Origin of the sequence: Allobosea sp. WAO, assembly GCF_001509835.1 — a bacterium.
GTDB lineage: Bacteria > Pseudomonadota > Alphaproteobacteria > Rhizobiales > Beijerinckiaceae > Allobosea.
Genome location: NZ_JXTJ01000008.1, coordinates 704464 through 725205 on the forward strand (window position 1 = coordinate 704464; position 20742 = coordinate 725205).

A 20742-nucleotide genomic window follows, 5' to 3' on the forward strand; every position below is an offset into this window, starting at 1 on the left:
GTGATCTGAGCGCCTACTATGACGGAGAGACGACATCAGCCCGCCTTTATCGGGTGGCTGGCTTCGTCTTCCGAGATGGAGATCGACAATGAGTAAGGCCAGCGGCGGCGATTCCAAGAGCACGCTCTACTGCTCCTTCTGCGGCAAGAGCCAGCATGAGGTCCGCAAGCTGATCGCGGGGCCGACGGTGTTCATCTGCGATGAATGCGTCGAGCTCTGCATGGACATCATCCGCGAGGAGTCCAAGTCCGCGCTGGTGAAGTCCAAGGACGGCGTGCCGACCCCGAAGGAGATCCGCAAGGTTCTCGACGACTACGTCATCGGCCAGGACCACGCGAAGAAGGTCCTCTCGGTCGCTGTCCACAACCATTACAAGCGGCTCTCGCACGCGACGAAGCACAACGACGTCGAGCTGGCGAAGTCCAACATCCTGCTGATCGGGCCGACCGGCTCGGGCAAGACGCTGCTCGCGCAGACGCTCGCCCGCATCCTCGACGTGCCCTTCACAATGGCGGATGCGACGACGCTGACCGAGGCCGGCTATGTCGGCGAGGATGTCGAGAACATCATCCTGAAGCTGCTCCAGGCCTCCGACTACAATGTCGAGCGGGCTCAGCGCGGCATCGTCTACATCGACGAGATCGACAAGATCAGCCGCAAGTCGGACAATCCCTCGATCACCCGCGATGTTTCGGGCGAGGGCGTCCAGCAGGCGCTGCTCAAGATCATGGAAGGCACCGTCGCCTCCGTGCCGCCGCAGGGCGGGCGCAAGCATCCGCAGCAGGAGTTCCTGCAGGTCGACACCACCAACATCCTGTTCATCTGCGGCGGCGCCTTCGCCGGGCTGGACAAGATCATCTCGGGCCGCGGCAAGGGCACCTCGATCGGCTTCGGCGCGACCGTGAAGGCCCCTGACGACCGCCGCACCGGCGCGATCTTCCGCGAGGTCGAGCCCGAGGACCTGCTGAAGTTCGGCCTGATTCCGGAGTTCGTCGGCCGTCTGCCGGTGCTGGCGACGCTCGAGGATCTCGACGAGGCCGCGCTCAAGACCATCCTGACCGAGCCGAAGAACGCGCTGGTCAAGCAGTACCAGCGCCTGTTCGAGATGGAGGACACCGAGCTGACCTTCACCGACGAGGCAGTCAGCCTGATTGCCCGCAAGGCGATCGAGCGCAAGACCGGCGCCCGTGGCCTGCGCTCGATCATGGAAGGCATCCTGCTCGAGACCATGTACGAGCTGCCGGGGCTGGAAGGCGTCGAGCAGGTCGTCATCGGCCCCGAGGCGGTCGAGACCAAGTCGCGCCCGCTGTTCATCTACTCGGACAGGGAAGAAGAGGCCAAGTCGGCTTCGGCCTGAACAAGTCCGCTTCGGCCTGATCCGGCACTAAGCTGTCCCACTTTCAGACGCGCGCCTCATGGCGCGCGTTTTGCTTTGTGGAGCTTGTGGTCACGACTGCGGGAGAAGGCTTCCGCCATCTGGCGGGGTCGCGCCTTCGTGTCCAGGCATGCAGTGGAAGCTGCGGTGGACTGCGCCGGCGGATCGCTTGAAAGCTGGCCGGGAAGCATCCACTTTAACATCACCTGCGATGCAGCGTGCCTGTTGAGGGCGTGAGTCGCAGGGGCGGTTGGCGCGAATGGTCGCGCCGGCGCGGAACGTCCGGTTCGGTCGCCCAACAGGGGGTCGGTCGGGCGAAAACTTGAAGGACAAGACATGACAGGCTCGACGCCCCGCGCTCCGCTCGTCCCCGGCACCACCGGCACCTATCCGGTTCTGCCCCTGCGCGACATCGTCGTTTTCCCGCACATGATCGTGCCGCTCTTCGTCGGCCGCGAGAAGTCCATTCGCGCGCTCGAAGAGGTGGTCAAGAACGACGGACTGATCCTGCTCGCCACCCAGAAGAACGCTGGGGACGATGATCCGGAGACCAAGGATATCTATGAGATCGGCACGCTCGCCCGCGTGCTGCAGCTGCTGAAGCTCCCCGACTCCACCGTCAAGGTGCTGGTCGAGGGCGTCGGCCGCGCCAAGGCGCTGAGCTACAGTGCCGATGACAGTTTCTACCAGGCCGAAGCGGTCGCGCTCGAAGAAGAGCCCGGCAAGAAGGTCGAGGTCGAGGCGCTTGGCCGTTCGGTCGTCAGCGAGTTCGAGAGCTATGTGAAGCTCAACAAGAAGATCTCGCCCGAGATCGTCGCCGCGGTGTCGCAGATCGACGAGCCGGCCAAGCTCGCCGACACCGTCGCTTCGCATCTGGCCGTCAAGATCGCCGACCGCCAGGCGGTGCTGGAGGTGATGAACGTCGCCCACCGGCTCGAGAAGGTGCTCTCGCTGATGGAAAGCGAGATGTCGGTTCTCCAGGTCGAGAAGCGCATCCGTTCGCGCGTCAAGCGCCAGATGGAGAAGACCCAGCGCGAGTACTATCTCAACGAGCAGATGAAAGCGATCCAGAAGGAACTCGGCGACGGCGAGGAAGGCCGCGACGAGCTCGCCGAGCTGGAAGAGCGCATCGCCAAGACCAAGCTGACCAAGGAAGCGCGCGACAAGGCGCTGGCCGAGGTCAAGAAGCTGCGCCAGATGTCGCCGATGTCCGCCGAGGCGACGGTCGTGCGCAACTATCTCGACTGGCTGCTGGGCATCCCCTGGCAGAAGCGCTCGAAGATCAAGAAGGACCTCGCCTCCGCTCAGCAGGTTCTGGACGACGATCACTTCGGGCTCGACAAGGTCAAGGACCGGATCGTCGAGTACCTCGCCGTGCAGCAGCGCGCCAACAAGCTCGCTGGCCCGATCCTGTGCCTCGTCGGCCCTCCGGGCGTCGGCAAGACCTCGCTCGGCAAGTCGATCGCCAAGGCGACCGGCCGCGAGTTCGTGCGCATGTCGCTCGGCGGCGTGCGTGACGAGGCCGAAATCCGCGGTCACCGCCGCACCTATATCGGCTCGATGCCCGGCAAGATCATCCAGTCGATGAAGAAGGCCAAGACCTCGAATCCGCTCATCCTGCTCGACGAGATCGACAAGATGGGCCAGGACTTCCGCGGCGATCCGTCGGCGGCCCTGCTCGAGGTGCTCGATCCCGAGCAGAACTCGACCTTCAACGACCATTACCTCGAGGTCGACTACGACCTGTCGAACGTGATGTTCGTGACCACGGCGAACACGCTGAACATCCCGCCGGCCCTGCTGGACCGGATGGAGGTGATCCGCATCGCCGGCTACACCGAGGACGAGAAGGCCGAGATCGCGCGTCGCCACCTGATCCCGGGTGCGATCAAGAAGCACGGCCTCGAATCCAAGGAGTGGTCGATCGACGACGAGGCCTTGACGACGCTGGTCCGCCGCTACACCCGCGAGGCCGGCGTGCGTAACCTCGAGCGCGAGATCGCCAACACCGTCCGCAAGGCGGTGAAGGAGATCGTGCTGTCGAAGAAGAAGAAGGTCGCGGTCACCCCTGCGGTGCTGGAGGACTATCTCGGCCCGCCGCGCTATCGCTATGGCATGGCGGAAACCGAGGATCAGGTCGGTGTCGTCACCGGTCTGGCCTGGACCGAGGTCGGCGGCGAGATGCTGACGATCGAAGGCGTGATGATGCCCGGCAAGGGCAAGATGACCGTCACCGGCAACCTGCGCGACGTGATGAAGGAATCGATCTCGGCGGCGGCGTCTTATGTCCGCTCCCGCGCCATCGATTTCGGCATCGAGCCGCCGCTCTTCGACCGGCGCGACATCCACGTCCACCTGCCTGAGGGCGCGACCCCGAAGGACGGTCCGTCCGCTGGCATCGGCATGGCCACGGCGATCGTCTCGATCATGACCGGTATCCCGGTGCGTCGCGACGTCGCCATGACCGGCGAGGTCACGCTGCGGGGCAGGGTGCTGCCGATCGGTGGCTTGAAGGAGAAGCTGCTCGCCGCCCTGCGCGGCGGCATCAAGAAGGTGCTGATCCCCGAGGACAATGCCAAGGATCTCGTCGATCTCCCGCAGTCGGTGAAGAGCGGGCTCGAGATCGTTCCGGTCTCGCGCATGGACCAGGTGCTCCAGCACGCGCTGGTGCGTCAGCCGGCGCCGATCGTCTGGGAAGAGGACCTGAAGGCGACGACGCCGAAGTCCTCCGAGGACGACGCCGCGGCAGGGCTGGTCGCCCACTGAGGCGGGAAGCATCGCAAGCAAAGGAGCCGCCGGCGCGAGCCGGCGGCTTTTTCGTTGCGCGGATGGGCGCTGCGTTGGCGCGCCGGCCCGAGCTTTCCGTTGGTCTCGGGGTTTACCGGGGCAAAAAAAATCAAATCGGGCTGGCCGGCGGCGCCGGGCGATGCACCTAGCTGATTGCGGAAGGCGCCCCCGCGCGCATCATGTGCCGTTGCCGCTGGGACGGGCAGCGGTCATGAACTCCGTAGGGTTCATCCCGGTCGCTTGCCGGAAGGCACGGGTAAAATGAGCGGCATCGCTGAAGCCGCAAGCAAAGCCGATCGAGGCAAGCGATGCGGTTCCGTTCAGCAGCAAAAGGCTCGCATGGCGAATCTGGGAGGCGCGTCGCAGCATTTGCAGCGACAGGCCGTCATTCCCGAGACGCCGCTGCAAGGTGCGTGGCGACTGGCCGAGCCGTCTCGCGAGCAGCGGCAACGACCAGATCACGAGCAGGTCGCTCTCGATCAGCGCGATCGTGTCCCGGCTTGACCGGCCCAAGTGCTGATGCGGCTGGGAGCAGAGCGTGGGTAGCGGCAGCGGTGGCTTGGCTCCCGGTATCCAGCACAGGCGCCAGAGCCCGGTCTGTTCGGCAGGAGCAGGTGGGGTATCGATCACGTGGCCGGCCTCGATGACGACCAAGCCTCCGTCTTCCGGCCCGATCGTGAGGCAAAGATCGACGCAGCCCGCTGCCGCGAGGAGCCCGGCGATCAGGCCCGACAGCAGGTAGTTGACCGCCGGGGGCGGATCTTCTGCGTCTCCGCGATGATCGAGCACGGCGTCGGTTTCGCTGACGCTGCACACGACGATGGGGTGCCGGGTGTGAACATAGCGCTCCAGCCGACGCCAGCGCGCGATCAGGTCCGGCCCGCCATGGGCCGCAAGCAACGCAGCCCCAAGCGGATCGAACGCCAGGCGCGAGACCGACTGGCCGACCTTCAGAAGCGCAGTCGGGCCATGGACCGCCAGCACCGCCTCGGCCAGGGCCGCTTTCTCGGCCAGCGATGCATGGGGCCGGTTGGGCTTTAGCGTTGCGGTACTGACCGGCAGGTCGAGCCCTTGCTCGGCGAAAGACAGCTGCATCAGCCGCACCAGGGCTGCGCCTGTGAGATCGTCCTTCATCCGGCTCACCATTCTTCGGTCGCGGCCGGAGCGCTCAGCCAGCTCGATGGATCTTTCCCTCTTCCTCGACCAGCCTCGAACAGGCTCCGCATCTCGTCGGGCTCGAAGACGAAAGGGTTCGCGGCCTCGGGAATTTCGCTCGGAAGCTGCTGCAGCCGGAACGCCGCGCCCGCCTCCCGCGCCAGGATTGCAGCCCGCTCGACAGCGCTGAAGCTCAGGCTCTTCAGGAGTTGCGATACGCCGCGACGGGCAAGCGCGGCCGCGCCATGCCCGGCGGCCTGTGTCGTGGCAACGGTACCGACATGCCCGTTGGCGATGATCCAGAGGCTAGGCCTGCGCTTGCCGCGCAGCATTGAGGGCTCGACCACGATCGGGCGCATCACTCCGCCATCACCGTGCAGCACCGCGACGCCGCTGGCCGGGTCTGGCAACGGGATCGGCTCGACGAAACCGGGCGGTGCGGCCGAGGCAACCAGGATTTCGATGAACGCCGAACGCGCATCGAAACGACCGGAGGCCGCAAGCCGGCCCATATCCCAGGTAACCGGCTTGCCGTTGGTCAGGTCGGTGGTAGTGACGTAGAGCCGCCGGCCCTCGCGATGGGCATCCGCGATTTCTGCCATCATGCGGTCGGTCACGATGCGATCAAGCTTTCGGCGCAGCGGGTCGGCCTTGCTCATGCCTGCCTTGACGATAACGCCGATGCCGTTGCCCTTGAAGACGTCCTCGGTGCGGGTGGTTGTGTAGACCTGCTCGAGCAGCGGATCATATCGCGGGCCGAGGAAGGCGAACGGTGCTTGCAGGGCCCCCGTCGACACGCCGCTTACCACGGCGAAGGTGGGCCGCGAGCCGCTTTCAGTCCAGCCGACGAGGACGCCGGCGCCGAAGGCGCCATCCGCTCCGCCGCTCGACAGGGCGAGCACATGCCGGGCCTCGCCATGAGGGCGCAACGTTTCCGCTCGCGGAGTGGCCATGCGAAGGGTTTCGGGAGCGAGGGCCTTGCCCGTCGGGGCAAGGCTGCAACCGCCGAGGACCGCCACCGTGCAAAGAAGAGCGAGTCTGATGATCAGGAGCGGCGCCATCACGCCGGTTCGTCAGCGCGCCATGGCAATTGCAGCACCGGCCTGCCGGTCATGGTCGCAATGGCATTGGTGATCGCCGGTGCCGCCGCAACGATGGCAGTCTCGCCGGCCCCCGTCGGCGCGTCGCCTCCATCGATGAGCTCGATGATCATTTCGGGCACGTCGGAGAAGCGCGGCACGGCGTAGTCGGCGAAGCTCGTCTGCGCCACGTTGCCGTTGGCGAGGGAGAGCGCTTCGGACAGCGCCATGCCGATGCCCCAGACGAGATTGCCCTCCACCTGGGCCTTCACCTGGCCTGGATTCAGCATCAGCCCGCAGTCATGCGCGCACCAGAGCTTTGTCACGCGCATCTGCCCGCGTTCGCGCGTCACCTCGGCGATAACCGCGGCATAGGACATCTCCTTGTAGACACCGCAGGCGACGCCATAGCCGCGCTCCTCTGTCGACCGCAGCCCGCGCCAATCGGCCACCGCCGCGACCCGATCGAGCGCCCGAGCCAAGCGGGGCCATCGTCCTGCAAGGATCCGCTCGCGGAAGGCGATCGGATCCTCCTTACGCAAGCGAGCAAGCTGGTCGACCGCCGTCTCAATGGCCCAGATGTTCGGCCCAGCGCCGAGGCCACGGCAGGGGCCAGTGTGAACGGGTAACCGCACATCCTCGAATTCGACGCGTAAGTGCGCTGCCGCATAGGGCGGGATCGCGCCGCGCAGCACGCCGGGATCGCCGACGAAGCTCGTTGCGAACTGCAGAGCGGGCCCCATGGCGGCGGAGGTGAACATCACATGTCCCGAGCGGAACGCGTGATGCCAGGCCTCGAGCGTCCCGTCCGCGGCGAGACGCGCTTTGATCCGGTGCGAGGACGGCGGCCGGTGGAAGGCCTCGCGGAACTCGTCGAGGCGCGTCCACTGTACCTTGACCGGTCGTCCGAACGCTCTCGCGAGCAGCGCGGCCTCCAATTCGGCCGTGCAGAGCGTCTTGCCGCCAAAGCCACCGCCGACGCGGCAGCCGATCACGGTGACATGGTCACGCGGCAACCCGAGCTCCTGGGCGAGTACCGCACGAACGAAAGTGACGTCCTGGGTTCCAGTCCAGACTTCCAGCCTCCTGCCCTCGCTGAAAAGCGCCACCGCGGTGCGCGGCTCCATGCAGGCATGGGCTACCATCGGTAGGTCTAGCCGCAGATCGAGGTCGAACGCCTCTCCCGGCGCGAAGCGCCCATTGCGCGGGACATGCTCCAGTGCCCCATTCGACAGGCCAGAGTCGACATCGACTGCTGCGAGAACATCGGCGTCGTCAGGCAGCCCGCCGGACCATCGCACGATCAGCGAAGCCAGGGCCGCCTCCAGCCCGCCGCGGCTCTCGGCGGCGATGAGGGCGCGCCCGCCGTCATGATGCAGCCCGAGATATCCGGGCAGCGTTCGGGCCTTGGTGTCGTCGACCGATGTCAGCACGGCGCCCAGGCGCGTCGGACGGAGTACGGCCCCGAAAGCCATGCCCGGCAGGCGGACATCATCCGCATAGAGCGGCGCGGTCCCGGTGACGACGGCGTGAATTCCGTCGGTCGGCGGCGACTTGCCGATGAGGCGCTGGTGGTCCCGCATGAGCCAAACGGGCTTGGCTTCCTGAAATGCCGCGGCATCGATCAGGCGTGGGTTCGTCGCCAGCGCGGCAAAACCGGCGGGCGGGGCCTTGCCGTCGACGACGCCGGCGTGCTTCAGGACGATTGCCAAAGCTGCGGCGGCAGAGGCCAGCAGGGGCGCGAAATCCTTCACCGAATCGGAGCCGACCGTCGCCCGGGCGGGCGACAGAAGATCGGTCCGCGGCTGGATCGCCTGGACCCGATCGAGCGGGAAACCGGTCTCCTCCGCCACGAGTTGGCGAAACGACACCGTGATACCTTGGCCGAGCTCCGCGCGCGGCATGACGATCTCGATCAGGCCTTCGGGCGTCAGGCGCAGCCAGGCGGATGCGTCGGCCCGCGTCGGAGCGCCGCGATAGGGGAGCGCCAGGTGCCGCGACACGCCATAGGCGCCGCCGGCCGTGACCACGATCCCCGCACCTAACCAGCCGAGCCCCTTGACGATGGAACGTCGCGAGATCGGCATCACGCGGGTTTCCGCAACATCTGCTGTGCCAGGCTGATCGCAGCGGCGATGCGCGGCTGCGTCCCACAGCGGCAGATGACACCGTCCATCGCTGCTGTGATCTCGGCAGCCGGAGCCGACGCATTCGCGTTGAGGAGCGCAGCGGCAGCCATGATCTGACCGTTCTGGCAATAGCCGCATTGAGGAACTGCCGCTTCGATCCAGGCCTGTTGCACCGGGTGAAGCCCGCCGCCGGGCCCCGAGCCAAGTCCCTCCAGGGTCATCACGCTCCGCCCCGCGACATCGGCGGCCGTCAGGAGACAGGCTCGCTCGGCCAGGCCATCTACATGGACCGTGCAGGCGCCGCAGACCCCCACGCCGCAGCCGTATTTGGGGCCGTTCAGCAGAAAATGATCGCGCAGAACCCAGAGCAGGCGATCCCCCGCCAAGGTTGCGGGGACCTTCGCCGCCTTGCCGTTCAACTCGAAGCGCATGGCTGGCCCGGATGACGTGTTGTTCATTCGCAACCGGATATCATGACGCATACCCGTCGCATTGAACGATCGCGCCAGAATTTCCGCTACCGGGCTCGGTGCGGTCCATCCGGTGCGTATCCGCCCGATTCTGCTTGGACCGCGGGAGAGAGCCTCGGGCAAGCTGTCGCGCCCAGCCGCCCGCAAGCTCGGCCTGCGCCGAAGCTCCGAAACCGAGCAGTATCTCGATAGGAGTGATGCGGATCGCTCTGCTGCGCGCCAGGACTTCCTCGCCGCGCTGGCGACGGCATTCTTTCTGGCTGCGCCCTAAGCCGAAGACGAGGACACGGCCTATCGAAAATGGCTGTTGGAGGAGATCCCGGCTGGCAGGGGCAGGCATCTCGCCGCGCACCGGCGCATAGCGGAACAAATCAAGCGGGAAGGTGCAAGCCACCCGGCCGAGCGAGTGTGACGCTGCGAGGCGATACCGATGTGCGGATCGAATTTAGTGGCGCGGGCGACGGGGCTCGAACCCGCGACCTCCGGCGTGACAGGCCGGCACTCTAACCAACTGAGCTACGCCCGCGCGGGCGGCCGAGGCAACGGCCTCAGCTAAGGTAAAAACCTCAGTCCTCGCTACAAATAGCTGAAGATGGAGGGGAAATCTGGCGCGGGCGACGGGGCTCGAACCCGCGACCTCCGGCGTGACAGGCCGGCACTCTAACCAACTGAGCTACGCCCGCGCGGGCGGCTGAAGGCCTTGGCCTCAGCGAGGTTGGGATTATGGCCCCGGGCGGAAAGTGTCAAGCGGCTCGGGACATCAAATCGACACTTCCACAGCGCGCCGCGGAAAATCACCCAAAATGGCCGATTCTCAGCGGGCTTCCGGCGATGCCAAGGAGCGGGAGAAGCGAGAGGAGCAGTCGCATGCGCCACGAATCTGCGCGTAGTTCGGCGATGGGCGCGATCAGGCGGCGCCAGCTGGCTGCGGGGGCGATCCGGGCTCTGGAAACGGCATCGATCGGAGTGCGGTCCGGCAGGAGGCCGGCTTCACGCAGGAGCTGTTCATCGCGAGCGCTCGGGGTGTCGCTCGCGATGAACGGCGGCGATTCTCTATTGGTGTCGACGAGAACCGCTCCGGCAGAGACGCCCGGGGAGTCAGTATCTCCGGTAGCCGTAGTCCCGCGGCGGGCCGTAGCCGGGACGCGGCCCGTAGCCCGGGCCGTATCCATAACGCGGGCCCGGCCCGTATCCGGGCCCGTAACCATGGCGCGGACCCGGCCCGTAGCCGCGATTGTACCCACGGCCGCCTCGTCCATACTGCTGCTGACGCGTCGCCTCCTGCATCATGTAGAGGCGCCGCTGCTTGGCTGCGGTCATGCTATATTCGAGGGCCTGCTGGTCCAGCTGCCGTGCAAGGGCCTGTGGTAGCGCCTCGGACGCAGATGCCTGAGCAGAAGCGCCGATGCCGATGGCGAAGGCCGCAAGAACAAGTAGTTTACGCATTGCATCTCTCCTTACGGCGTCATTGGACGACAATAAGCCTCAACGTCAGGTGAACGGCGGCGTCGGCCGATATTCATCGGAAGATGTGAAAGCGCGGACGCGCTGGGTCAAGAAGGTCTTTAGTCACGGCGCGGGCCGCCTACCGCTGGTTCCGGCCCGCAGCAGTCCCGCCTAACCAGGCAGTAGGCTTTCGACCGATGGGATTCCGACCGAGCTCGTCGCGGAGGCCTGAATCAGGCAATTCCGGGCCGGCAATCGCGGGCATATCACGGGCGCGAGGAGAACATCCGCGCCGCATCGCGCGTAAGGCGCTCTGAATAACGAAAGAATGTCAGAGGCTTAGGGTCTGGTGGGCGGTGACGGGCTCGAACCGCCGACCCTCTCGGTGTAAACGAGATGCTCTACCAACTGAGCTAACCGCCCCGCAGCAGCCGTTTAAGGCCTCGCCACTCAGCCTTCAAGCCTTAGCCTGTGGGCAAGTGCCGCGACAAGGCCTTCGCGCAGCAGATCAGCTTTCCGCAGCCTCCTTGGCCATGACCGTCTCGATCGCTCGCTCCAGCGCTTCGAACGCATAGGGCTTCTTGAGGACCACCGTGCGCGGTGCATCCTCGAAGCCCGCCACCTCGCTATGGCCGGTGACGAAAACGACCGGTTGCTCCGGGCGCATCTGTCGCGCGCGCCGCGCCAGCTCGTCGCCGCGCAGGTCGGGCAGGCCGACATCGGTCATCAGGATATCGATATTGCCGTTGGTCAGCAGTTCCAGGGCCTGCATGCCGTTCTCGGCCTCGACGGCGATGTGGCCGAGCTCCTGCAGCAGGTCGATCGTGTCGAGTCGGATCAGCGCCTCGTCCTCGCAGACCAGCACGGTGTAGATCGTCCGCTCTGGGGCAGGGGCGGCCTGCGCCTCCGGCTGTTCCGCCGCCGGCTTCGGCATCTTTCCGTCGCGCGCCAGGACCTGCCGGATCTTCCGGGCGAGGGCATCGCGCGTATAGGGCTTCGACAGAAGGTTGACGCCGGCGTCGAGCCGGCCGCCATGCACGATCGAGTTCTCGGTGTAGCCCGATGTGAACAGCACGCTGAGCTGCGGCAGCCTTTCCTTGGCCTTGCGGGCAAGCTCTGCGCTTTTTAGCGAGCCGGGCATCACCACATCGGTGAAAAGCAAGTCGATGGCGACGCCGCTTTCAACGACGACCAGCGCGCTCTGCGCATCCGGTGCCTTCAAAACGCGGTAGCCGAGCCCGTCGAGCAGTCCGATCACGGTATCGCGCACCGCATCGTCGTCCTCGACGACGAGGACGATCTCATTGCCCCCGACGACCGGGCCGGTGTCGACCTCGGCGGGGATGTCCTCGGCCTCGATCGAGCGTGGCAGGTAAAGCCGCATCGTCGTGCCCTGTCCGGGCTCGCTGTAGACCTTCACATGCCCGCCCGACTGCTTGACGAAGCCGTAGACCATGGAGAGCCCAAGACCGGTGCCCTTGCCCTCGGGCTTGGTCGAGAAGAACGGCTCGAACACCTGCTCGATGATCTCGCGGCTCATGCCCGAGCCGGTGTCGCTGACCGCAATCTGGACATATTGGCCGGCCGTGACGTCGGCATGTGCGGCGGCATAGGCATCGTCCAGGAAGGCATTGCCGGCCTCGACGGTCAGTCGGCCGTGCCCGCCCATGGCGTCGCGCGAGTTGATCGCGAGGTTGAGGATCGCATTCTCGAGATTGGCGGGGTCGACGAGCGTGTTCCAGAGGCCACCGGCGATCACCGTCTCGATCTCGACGGCTTCACCGAGCGTGCGCCGCAGCAGGTCGTCCATGCCGCGGATCAGGCGCCCGATGTTGACGACCTTTGGTTCCAGCGGCTGGCGGCGGCCGAAGGCGAGCAGTTGCGAGGCTAGATGCGAGCCGCGTGCGACGCCGGCCATCGCCTTCTCGATCCGGGCCTGCGCCTTGTCGTTGCCGGGAACCTCGCGCGCCAGCAGCTGGAGATTGCCGCCGACGACCTGCAGCAGGTTGTTGAAGTCGTGCGCGACGCCGCCGGTCAGGTTGCCGATCGCCTCCATCTTCTGGGCCTGGACCAGCATGGTCTCGATCCGCGAGCGCTGCTCGATCTCGGCGGCGAGCCTCGCATTGGTCTCTTCCAGCTCGCGCGTGCGCGCAGCGACGCGCTCCTCCAGGGCGGCGCTGTCCGAACGGATCTGTTCCGAGGCGTCCGAAAGGGCATTTCGCAGCGCTGCGAATTCGCGCAGCCGCGTCGGCGCTGCGATTGGCCCCGCCAGCCGGCCGAGCTGGCCGCTGGCTTTGGTCAGGATCGCCAGCGGCCGACCGATCAGTCCCCAAAGCCAGAGTGCGATCAGGGAGGCGACGAGCAGAGCCGCGAGCCCGAAGGCGATCAGGGATTGCAGGGCGGTATTGAGCGGCTGCCTGATGATGCTCTGGTGAACGCTGGCGGCGACGAGCCAATCCGCGAGGTCGGAGCGGACGTAGCCGACCAGGACCGGCTCGCCCTTCGCGCTCTGGCCCTCGAAATTGCCGCTTGCTCCGACCGCCTTCTCCAGGAACGCCGGCACGCCGGGCTTGCCGCTGAAGGCCTCGTGATCCTCCGAGCGGGTGACGTACTGACCGCGCCGATCACCGACGGCGACGACCCAGTTCGCCGGAACCACCGGCTTCAGCACATCGTTCAACCGCTGCGTATTGGCGCTGATATGCAGCAGGAATTCCGGCCTGCCGTCGAATTCCAGCGGGATGATCATCGTGACCAGGGGCTCGCCGGTCATCGCCCCGATGAAGATGTTCGAGACGACCGGCTTGCGCGTGGCGATCGCCTCGCTGTCGACGTCGAACTTGTAGTTCGGTAGTTGCGAGCCGTAGGGGAAGCGCGTGTTGACGATCTGCTCGCCATCGATCCGGCGCAGGCCGATCTCCGCCCCGACGAAGTGCTTGACCAGCGTCGCCTGACGATAGAACGCCTCGAAATTGCGGCTGCGCAGGTTCTCTGACGTCGCGAGCGTCTGCAGCGTGGTCTGCCAGCCGCCGAGATAGCGATCGAGAATCGAGGCGGCGGTGCTGGCGACCTCGCGTGCCTCCTGCCGGTAGCGTTCGTTTTCCGACTGGGCAAAGCGTTGCAGCAACAGGCCGGCGAACACCATGCCGGGCAGAACGAGCACTGCGACCAGGGACAGGATCACCAGCCGGGCCGGAACGCCGCTGGGTTTCGCCGATGACGTCATACCTTCCAGTCCCCAATCGGCGATTCTAAAGCTGTAGCATGCCGCGCGGCGCGTGCTAGTGCGCTGCCGCCCGGATCGTGACGGCATTCACCAGGGTCGCCGCGGTCCCGTGTCGATGTGGATCAACCCGTTCCAGTAGACTTTGTTGCCGCCGACTTCCGGCAGGCTCCTGGCGAATTCGAGGACGGCGCGCGGCCTGACGCCCGGCACGCGGAAATCCATCGCCTCGCAGCGCTTGTGGAAGGAGCCGCGTCGGGCGCGCCAGGGCGGCCGCCAGGTCGAGGTGACCTTCACCGCTCCATACTTGTCGGCGATTTTGCCGAGAATTTTCTTCAGCACCGGTGGCAGGCAGACGATCGAGGTTCCAGGGTCGGTCGAGATGCCTGGACGGTCCGGCTTTTCCTCGGGATCGAAAGCCGGCTCCTCCTCGGGCTGCCCCGGCGTGCGCTGCGGCCATTCTGGCCCTTCGTCATCGTCGGGCTGTGCCAGGGTAGGACCCGGCACGGCAGCGGTCGGTGTCGGTGCTTCGGCGGGCGCGGGCTGGACGGGGACCACGATCGCCGGCTCGGCCGGGCCGGGCTTCAGGTCGAGGTCGAACGGACGCTCCGGCGGCAATTGCATGCGGACGGTCTGGGCAGTCGCCGGTGACGCCGACAGGACGAGGCAGAGGGCCAACGCGCTCGCGCCGCCGCTCAGCCGCGACATGCCGATTCCAGTACGTCCGGAGCCGGTGTCGCCGCGGCTTCAGCCTGCGCGGATGGCGTGATCTTCGCTGACAAAACCGCCTCTTGCGTTGCCTTCGGGCTGTTCGCCGCGCGAATCGTGGAGAATCTCCTGAACGCTGACGCTAGGGCCGATCTGCCACGATCGGGCGCGCCGCGACAACCGCCTGCTTGCGTTTGCGCCAGAGGCAGCCGAGAATCCGGCCGAACCGCGCGGATTTCCCGCTCCCGCCGCCATGACGCCGGCGCATGCGGCGCGGGCATGGCGCTGCCCGCTTTGTGCGACGCGGCAAACCCTTGCGTGATTCTAAAGCAGGGGCTAATCGACTGGCGAGATTGGGGTGCGCAGCCGGCGCACCGGCTTTGCGGGGTGTCACATGCAAGCTCTTCCTGTGCAGTCCCTGCTGACCGACTACCTGCCGCTGGCCATCTTCATCGGCCTGTCGCTGGTGATCGGTCTGGCGCTGCTGATCGCGCCCTTCGCCGTCGCCTATTCCAAGCCGGATGCCGAGAAGCTCTCAGCCTATGAGTGCGGCTTCAACGCCTTCGACGACGCGCGCATGAAGTTCGACGTGCGCTTCTATCTCGTCGCGATCCTCTTCATCATCTTCGACCTCGAGGTCGCCTTCCTCTTCCCCTGGGCGGTCGCCTTCGGCGGGCTCGGCTGGTTCGGATTCTGGTCGATGATGCTCTTCCTCGGCGTGCTGACCGTCGGATTCGTCTATGAGTGGCGCAAGGGCGCCCTCGAGTGGGATTGATCACCGTGTCGCGTAAGCCTGCCTCCGTGCCGTCGGCATTGTTGGATTCGTCGAAACCCGGAAGGTCGAACTGATGGCCATGACTGCGATCGATCGCGGCGATCCGCTCGTCGCACCCGCGCCTAAGGGTCTGCTCGGCCCTGACGGCAAGCCCGTCGGCTCGCGCGATCCCTTCTTCGTCGAGATCAACAACGAGCTCGCCGACAAGGGCTTCCTCGTCACCGCGACCGACGACCTGATCAACTGGTCGCGCACCGGCTCGCTGATGTGGATGACCTTCGGTCTCGCCTGCTGCGCGGTCGAGATGATGCAGCTCTCCATGCCGCGCTATGACGTCGAGCGCTTCGGCTTCGCGCCGCGCGCCTCGCCGCGCCAGTCGGACGTGATGATCGTCGCGGGCACTCTGACCAACAAGATGGCTCCGGCTTTGCGCAAGGTCTACGACCAGATGCCGGAGCCGCGCTACGTCATCTCGATGGGCTCCTGCGCCAATGGCGGCGGCTACTACCACTACAGCTATTCGGTGGTGCGCGGCTGCGACCGCATCGTGCCGATCGACATCTACGTGCCGGGCTGCCCGCCGACTGCGGAGGCTCTGCTCTACGGTGTTCTGCTGCTGCAGAAGAAGATCCGCCGCACGGGTACGATCGAGCGGTAATGTATGCGCGTCATGGTCGGGCTTGTCCCGACCATCTCCTGAGGGAGAGGCGCGGATTGGACAGGGCAAAGCCGAAGTCTGCATGAGATGGCCGGGCCAATCCCGGCCAGGATGCAGGCGGGGCGACCGAAGGTGAGACGATGAGCGAAGCGCTCGTGACATTGGGCGAAGAGATCAAGGCGGCGCTGCCCGGCGCGGTCACGAACGCGCTCGTCGCTTTCGACGAGCTCACCATCGAGGCCGAGGCCAGCGCCATCGTCCAGGTGCTGCGCACGCTCTATGACGATCAGCGCTTTCGCTTCGTCAATTTCACCGACATCGCCGGCGCCGACTATCCCGGCCGCGAGAAGCGCTTCGACGTGGTCTACCACCTGCTTTCGCCGCGTCACAACGTGCGCATCCGGGTGAAGGTCCAGACCGACGAGGCGACCCCGGTTCCCTCGGTGATCGAGGTCTTCCCGGCCGCGAACTGGTACGAGCGCGAGGCTTACGACTTCTACGGCATCCTGTTCTCGGGCCACCCGGACCTGCGCCGCATCCTCACCGATTACGGTTTCGAGGGCTATCCGCTGCGCAAGGACTTCCCGCTGACCGGCTTCGTCGAGGTCCGCTATGACGACGAGCAGAAGCGCGTCGTCTACGAGCCGGTGAAGCTCAACCAGGAGTTCCGCAACTTCGACTTCCTCTCGCCCTGGGAAGGCACGGACTACGTGCTGCCCGGCGACGAGAAGGCGAAGGGGGCCTGAGGCGATGGCTGAAAGCGCGCCCGTATCGGGAGGCTGTCTGTGCGGTGCGGTCCGTTTCCGCGCCACGCCGGCTAAGCTTGAGATGGATGTCTGCCATTGCAGCATGTGCCGGCGCTGGAGCGGCGGCGTGTTCATGGCAGTACCCTGCGGCGAGGTTACGATCGAGGACGAGAGCCGTCTTGGCCGCTACCCGTCCTCCGATTGGGGCGAGCGCCAGTTCTGCTCGGTCTGCGGGTCGAGCCTGTTCTGGCGGCTGCGCGAAGGCGAGGGCCATGTCGCCGTCTCGCTGCAGAGCTTCGACGATCTGACGCCTTTCAACTTCCTCGAAGAGATCTTCATCGACGAGAAGCCAGGCCTCTATGCCTTCGCCGGCGAGCGCCCCCGCCTGACGGGTGCCGAGGTGATGGCGCGGTTCCAGGCTGAGCAGGACGCCCGGACATGAGCGAGCACAATATCCGCAACTTCTCGATCAACTTCGGCCCGCAGCATCCGGCGGCGCACGGCGTGCTGCGCCTCGTGCTGGAGCTCGACGGCGAAATCGTCGAGCGCGTCGACCCGCATATCGGCCTGCTGCATCGCGGCACCGAGAAGCTGATCGAGGCCAAGACCTATCTCCAGGCGCTGCCCTATTTCGACCGGCTCGACTATGTCGCGCCGATGAACCAGGAGCATGCCTATTCGCTCGCGGTCGAGAAGCTGATGGGCGTGACGGTGCCGCGCCGCGGCCAGCTCATCCGCGTGCTCTATTCCGAGATCGGCCGCATCCTCTCGCACATCCTCAACGTCACCACGCAGGCCATGGACGTTGGCGCGCTCACCCCGCCGCTCTGGGGCTTCGAGGAGCGCGAGAAGCTGATGATCTTCTACGAGCGGGCCTGCGGCGCGCGCATGCACGCGGCCTATGTTCGGCCCGGCGGCGTCCACCAGGACCTGCCGCCCTCGCTGATCCACGACATTGCCGAATGGTGCGATCCGTTCCTCAAGGTCTGCGACGACCTGGAGGGCCTGCTCACCGACAACCGCATCTTCAAGCAGCGCAATGTCGACATCGGCGTCGTCGATCTCGAGACCTGCTGGAAATGGGGTTTCTCGGGCGTGATGGTGCGCGGTTCCGGCGCCGCCTGGGACCTGCGCAAGAGCCAGCCCTACGAGTGCTACGAGGAGATGGAATTCGACATCCCCGTCGGCAAGAACGGCGACTGCTACGACCGCTACTGCATCCGCATGGAAGAGATGCGCCAGTCGGTCCGCATCATGAAGCAGTGCTGCGAGAAGCTGCTCGCGGCCGATGGCGGCGGCCCGGTCTCTTCGCTCGACGGCAAGATGGTGCCGCCCAAGCGCGGCGAGATGAAGCGCTCGATGGAAGCGCTGATCCACCACTTCAAGCTCTATACCGAGGGCTACAAGGTGCCCGAGGGCGAGGTCTACGCCGCGGTCGAGGCCCCGAAGGGCGAATTCGGCGTCTATCTCGTCTCCGACGGCACCAACAAGCCCTATCGCTGCAAGATCAAGGCCCCGGGCTTCGCCCATCTCCAGGCCATGGACTTCATGTGCCGCAAGCACATGCTGGCGGACGTCTCCGCCATCCTCGGCTCCCTCGATATCGTCTTTGGTGAGGTGGACCGCTGATGTCCGTCCGTCGTCTCGCGCCCGATCACGTCCAGCCCGCCTCCTTCGCCTTCACCGCGGCGAACGAGAACTGGGCCGACCAGCAGATCGCCAAATATCCAGATGGCCGCCAGGCCTCGGCCGTGATTCCGCTCCTGTGGAAGGCGCAGGAGCAGCATGATGGCTGGGTGCCGCGCGCTGCGATCGAGGCCGTCGCGAAGAAGCTCTCCATGGCGCCGATGCGCGTGCTGGAAGTCGCGACCTTTTACACCATGTTCAACCTGCAGCCGGTCGGACAGCATTTCGTCCAGCTCTGCGGCACCACGCCCTGCGCGCTGCGCGGCGCCGAGGCGCTGAAGAAGGTCTGCGAGGACGTCATCGGCCCGCAATCGACCGTGAGCGACGACGGCAAGCTTTCCTGGCTCGAGGTCGAGTGCCTCGGCGCCTGCTGCAACGCGCCGATGGCGCAGATCAATTTCGACTATTACGAGGATCTGACGCCGGAGAATTTCCGCAAGCTCCTCGACGATCTCCGTCATGGCCGCCCGACCAAGCCCGGCCCGCAGATCGACCGTTCCTGCTCGGAGCCGGTCGGTGGCGGCGAGACGCTGAAGGACGCCGCGCTCTATGACGGCTCGGTGATCGGCGCCGGCAACTGGCAGCAGCGCATCGCCAAGCAGCGCGAAGAGGCCGCGATCAAGATCGCCAGCGAGAAGGCCGCGGCCGAAGCCAAGGCGAAGGCGGAGGCTGAAGCCGCCGCCGCGATCGGTAAGGCCGGCCCGACCGACATCAAGACCGCGCCGGCCCCGGAAGCCGCAGCACCCGGCCGCCCGAAGCCGTCCGAGCCCGGTCAGCCGGCCAGCGCTGCGCAGGACACCCCGTCGGCGACCGGCAAGGCGATCAAGGACGATGCCAAGCCCGAAACCAAGCCGGCTGCGGCCGCGAAGGCCGCCCCGGTTGCCGAAGCTGCGCCGGCCGTAGCCGAAGCCAAGCCCGCGTTGCTCACCGCGGCGCGTGGCGGTAAGGGCGACGACCTCGAGCTGATCTGGGGCGTCGGTCCGAAGCTGGCGACGATGCTCAACGAGATGGGCATCTGGCATTACGATCAGATCGCGGCCTGGACGCCGGCCGAGCTGGCCTGGGTCGATGCGCGTGTGACTGGATTCAAGGGCAGGGCGGTCCGTGACGACTGGATCGGCCAGGCCAAGAAGCTTGCGACCGGCTGGCGGCCGGACAGCAAGCTCGGCGACAAGCCGGTGAAGTGAGGCGAAAACCATGCTCGCAGATCGCGACCGCATTTTCACCAACCTCTACGGCCGGCACGACCTGTCGCTGAAGGGCGCCATGCAGCGCGGTGCCTGGGATGGCACCAAGTTCCTGCTCGAGCAGGGCCGTGACTGGATCATCGACGAGATGAAGAAGTCGGGCCTGCGCGGGCGCGGCGGCGCCGGCTTCCCGACCGGCCTGAAGTGGTCGTTCATGCCCAAGCAGAGCGACGGTCGCCCGCACTATCTCGTCGTCAATGCCGACGAGTCGGAGCCGGGCACCTGCAAGGATCGCGAGATCATGCGCAACGACCCGCATACGCTGGTCGAGGGCTGCCTGATCGCCTCCTTCGCCATGGGCGCGCATGCCGCCTACATCTATATCCGCGGCGAATACGTCCGCGAGCGCGAGGCGCTGCAACGCGCCGTCGATGAGGCCTATGCGGCCAACCTCATCGGCAAGAACAACAAGCATGGCTATCCGTTTGATCTTTATGTGCATCACGGTGCCGGCGCCTATATCTGCGGCGAAGAGACTGCGCTGCTCGAGAGCCTCGAGGGCAAGAAGGGCATGCCGCGGCTGAAGCCGCCTTTCCCGGCCAATGTCGGCCTCTATGGCTGCCCGACCACCGTCAACAACGTCGAGTCGATCGCGGTCGCGCCGACCATCCTGCGCCGGGGCGCGAGCTGGTTCTCCTCGATCGGCACGCCCAACAATGTCGGCACCAAGCTGTTCTGCGTCTCGGGCCATGTGAACAAGCCCTGCAACGTCGAAGAGGCGATGGGCCTGACCTTCCGCGAGCTGATCGAGCGCCATTGCGGCGGCATCCGCGGCGGCTGGGACAACCTCAAGGCGGTCATCCCCGGCGGCTCCTCGGTGCGCATGGTGCCGGCCGAGCAGATCATCGACACGCCGATGGATTTCGACTCGCTCTCCAAGCTGAAGTCGGGCCTCGGCACGGCGGCGGTGATCGTCATGGACAAGTCCACGGACATCATCCGCGCCATCGCCCGCATCAGCTATTTCTACAAGCATGAGAGCTGCGGCCAGTGCACGCCGTGCCGCGAGGGCACGGGCTGGATGTGGCGTGTCGTCAGCCGCATGGCCGAGGGCAGGGCGCAGAAGCGCGAGATCGACATGCTGCTCGACGTTTCCAAGCAGATCGAGGGCCACACCATCTGCGCGCTGGGCGATGCTGCCGCCTGGCCGATCCAGGGCCTGATCAACCATTTCCGCCACGAGATCGAGCAGCGCATCGACGACTATGCCGCCAACCCGCATGGTGAGCCGGTCAGGCTCATGGCGGCGGAGTGAGAC

At 66.1% G+C, this 20742-nt stretch carries 16 protein-coding genes and 3 tRNA genes; 9 read left to right on the plus strand and 10 right to left on the minus strand.

Features of this window, described 5'->3' with window-relative positions; genetic code table 11:
- Positions 1-88: 88 nt before the first annotated feature.
- Entirely contained in the window at positions 89-1357 is a 1269-nt protein-coding gene (clpX, locus tag DK26_RS18120; protein WP_066475376.1) for an ATP-dependent Clp protease ATP-binding subunit ClpX, read from the plus strand.
- 354 nt (positions 1358-1711) lie between these two features.
- Complete coding sequence (lon, locus tag DK26_RS18125) at positions 1712-4141, plus strand: endopeptidase La (protein ID WP_066475382.1); 2430 nt, start codon at positions 1712-1714, stop codon at positions 4139-4141.
- Positions 4142-4339: 198 nt separating this feature from the next.
- On the opposite strand, the gene DK26_RS18130 is transcribed toward lon, so the two are convergent.
- The 10 genes from DK26_RS18130 to DK26_RS18180 all read right to left on the minus strand — a co-directional run bounded on the left by DK26_RS18130 (position 4340) and on the right by DK26_RS18180 (position 14372).
- Complete coding sequence (locus DK26_RS18130; protein ID WP_066475384.1) at positions 4340-5296, minus strand: AraC family transcriptional regulator; 957 nt, start codon at positions 5294-5296, stop codon at positions 4340-4342.
- Between the two features lie 5 nt (positions 5297-5301).
- Positions 5302-6378: a patatin-like phospholipase family protein gene (locus DK26_RS18135; protein ID WP_066475386.1), complete on the minus strand. Its 1077-nt coding sequence runs from the start codon at positions 6376-6378 to the stop codon at positions 5302-5304.
- A complete protein-coding gene (locus DK26_RS18140; protein ID WP_066475395.1) occupies positions 6378-8483 on the minus strand; it encodes a molybdopterin cofactor-binding domain-containing protein in 2106 nt (701 codons plus the stop codon). The genes DK26_RS18135 and DK26_RS18140 overlap by 1 nt, the downstream gene beginning before the upstream one ends.
- Positions 8483-8956 (minus strand): 2Fe-2S iron-sulfur cluster-binding protein, encoded by a 474-nt coding sequence (locus tag DK26_RS18145; protein WP_066475397.1) that lies wholly within the window; start codon positions 8954-8956, stop codon positions 8483-8485. Before DK26_RS18145 ends, DK26_RS18140 begins: the two co-directional genes overlap by 1 nt.
- Positions 8957-9444: 488 nt before the next feature.
- Positions 9445-9521: transfer RNA gene (locus tag DK26_RS18155), tRNA-Asp, on the minus strand.
- A gap of 80 nt (positions 9522-9601) precedes the next feature.
- Positions 9602-9678: transfer RNA gene (locus DK26_RS18160), tRNA-Asp, on the minus strand.
- 415 nt (positions 9679-10093) lie between these two features.
- On the minus strand, positions 10094-10441 hold the full coding sequence (locus DK26_RS28610; RefSeq protein ID WP_083533309.1) for a hypothetical protein: 348 nt from the start codon (positions 10439-10441) through the stop codon (positions 10094-10096).
- A gap of 347 nt (positions 10442-10788) precedes the next feature.
- Positions 10789-10864 (minus strand) — tRNA-Val (locus tag DK26_RS18170).
- Positions 10865-10949: 85 nt separating this feature from the next.
- Positions 10950-13667, minus strand: a complete 2718-nt coding sequence (locus DK26_RS18175; RefSeq protein WP_066475407.1) for a response regulator — start codon at positions 13665-13667, stop codon at positions 10950-10952.
- Positions 13668-13754: 87 nt separating this feature from the next.
- On the minus strand, positions 13755-14372 hold the full coding sequence (locus DK26_RS18180) for a D-Ala-D-Ala carboxypeptidase family metallohydrolase (protein WP_066475409.1): 618 nt from the start codon (positions 14370-14372) through the stop codon (positions 13755-13757).
- Between the two features lie 409 nt (positions 14373-14781).
- Between DK26_RS18180 and DK26_RS18185 the strand changes: the two genes are divergently transcribed.
- The 7 genes from DK26_RS18185 (at position 14782) to nuoF (ending at position 20739) form a co-directional block, all read left to right on the plus strand.
- Positions 14782-15147 (plus strand): NADH-quinone oxidoreductase subunit A, encoded by a 366-nt coding sequence (locus DK26_RS18185; protein WP_157089717.1) that lies wholly within the window; start codon positions 14782-14784, stop codon positions 15145-15147.
- Positions 15148-15226: 79 nt separating this feature from the next.
- On the plus strand, positions 15227-15805 hold the full coding sequence (locus tag DK26_RS18190) for an NADH-quinone oxidoreductase subunit B (RefSeq protein ID WP_157089718.1): 579 nt from the start codon (positions 15227-15229) through the stop codon (positions 15803-15805).
- A gap of 140 nt (positions 15806-15945) precedes the next feature.
- The gene (locus tag DK26_RS18195) at positions 15946-16551 is read left to right on the plus strand and encodes an NADH-quinone oxidoreductase subunit C (RefSeq protein ID WP_066475413.1); all 606 of its coding nucleotides are present in this window, start codon (positions 15946-15948) and stop codon (positions 16549-16551) included.
- Positions 16552-16633: 82 nt separating this feature from the next.
- Positions 16634-16993 carry a GFA family protein gene (locus DK26_RS18200; protein WP_282568043.1) on the plus strand — a complete coding sequence of 120 codons (360 nt, stop codon included), beginning with the start codon at positions 16634-16636 and terminating at the stop codon, positions 16991-16993.
- The gene (locus tag DK26_RS18205) at positions 16990-18180 is read left to right on the plus strand and encodes an NADH-quinone oxidoreductase subunit D (RefSeq protein ID WP_066475416.1); all 1191 of its coding nucleotides are present in this window, start codon (positions 16990-16992) and stop codon (positions 18178-18180) included. Before DK26_RS18200 ends, DK26_RS18205 begins: the two co-directional genes overlap by 4 nt.
- The gene (gene nuoE, locus DK26_RS18210) at positions 18180-19424 is read left to right on the plus strand and encodes an NADH-quinone oxidoreductase subunit NuoE (RefSeq protein WP_066475418.1); all 1245 of its coding nucleotides are present in this window, start codon (positions 18180-18182) and stop codon (positions 19422-19424) included. The genes DK26_RS18205 and nuoE overlap by 1 nt, the downstream gene beginning before the upstream one ends.
- A 10-nt stretch (positions 19425-19434) precedes the next feature.
- On the plus strand, positions 19435-20739 hold the full coding sequence (gene nuoF, locus DK26_RS18215; protein ID WP_066475419.1) for an NADH-quinone oxidoreductase subunit NuoF: 1305 nt from the start codon (positions 19435-19437) through the stop codon (positions 20737-20739).
- The last annotated feature ends 3 nt before the right edge of the window (positions 20740-20742 follow it).

What these genes read in the sequence shown, in the direction of transcription:
- clpX (WP_066475376.1), top strand. Translation starts at nt 89, where the DNA reads ATGAGTAAGGCCAGCGGCGGCGATTCCAAGAGCACGCTCTACTGCTCC.
- lon (WP_066475382.1), top strand. Translation starts at nt 1,712, where the DNA reads ATGACAGGCTCGACGCCCCGCGCTCCGCTCGTCCCCGGCACCACCGGC.
- DK26_RS18130 (WP_066475384.1), bottom strand. Translation starts at nt 5,296, where the DNA reads ATGAAGGACGATCTCACAGGCGCAGCCCTGGTGCGGCTGATGCAGCTG.
- DK26_RS18135 (WP_066475386.1), bottom strand. Translation starts at nt 6,378, where the DNA reads ATGGCGCCGCTCCTGATCATCAGACTCGCTCTTCTTTGCACGGTGGCG.
- DK26_RS18140 (WP_066475395.1), bottom strand. Translation starts at nt 8,483, where the DNA reads ATGCCGATCTCGCGACGTTCCATCGTCAAGGGGCTCGGCTGGTTAGGT.
- DK26_RS18145 (WP_066475397.1), bottom strand. Translation starts at nt 8,956, where the DNA reads ATGCGCTTCGAGTTGAACGGCAAGGCGGCGAAGGTCCCCGCAACCTTG.
- DK26_RS28610 (WP_083533309.1), bottom strand. Translation starts at nt 10,441, where the DNA reads ATGCGTAAACTACTTGTTCTTGCGGCCTTCGCCATCGGCATCGGCGCT.
- DK26_RS18175 (WP_066475407.1), bottom strand. Translation starts at nt 13,667, where the DNA reads ATGACGTCATCGGCGAAACCCAGCGGCGTTCCGGCCCGGCTGGTGATC.
- DK26_RS18180 (WP_066475409.1), bottom strand. Translation starts at nt 14,372, where the DNA reads ATGTCGCGGCTGAGCGGCGGCGCGAGCGCGTTGGCCCTCTGCCTCGTC.
- DK26_RS18190 (WP_157089718.1), top strand. Translation starts at nt 15,227, where the DNA reads ATGACTGCGATCGATCGCGGCGATCCGCTCGTCGCACCCGCGCCTAAG.
- DK26_RS18195 (WP_066475413.1), top strand. Translation starts at nt 15,946, where the DNA reads ATGAGCGAAGCGCTCGTGACATTGGGCGAAGAGATCAAGGCGGCGCTG.
- DK26_RS18200 (WP_282568043.1), top strand. Translation starts at nt 16,634, where the DNA reads ATGGATGTCTGCCATTGCAGCATGTGCCGGCGCTGGAGCGGCGGCGTG.
- DK26_RS18205 (WP_066475416.1), top strand. Translation starts at nt 16,990, where the DNA reads ATGAGCGAGCACAATATCCGCAACTTCTCGATCAACTTCGGCCCGCAG.
- nuoE (WP_066475418.1), top strand. Translation starts at nt 18,180, where the DNA reads ATGTCCGTCCGTCGTCTCGCGCCCGATCACGTCCAGCCCGCCTCCTTC.
- nuoF (WP_066475419.1), top strand. Translation starts at nt 19,435, where the DNA reads ATGCTCGCAGATCGCGACCGCATTTTCACCAACCTCTACGGCCGGCAC.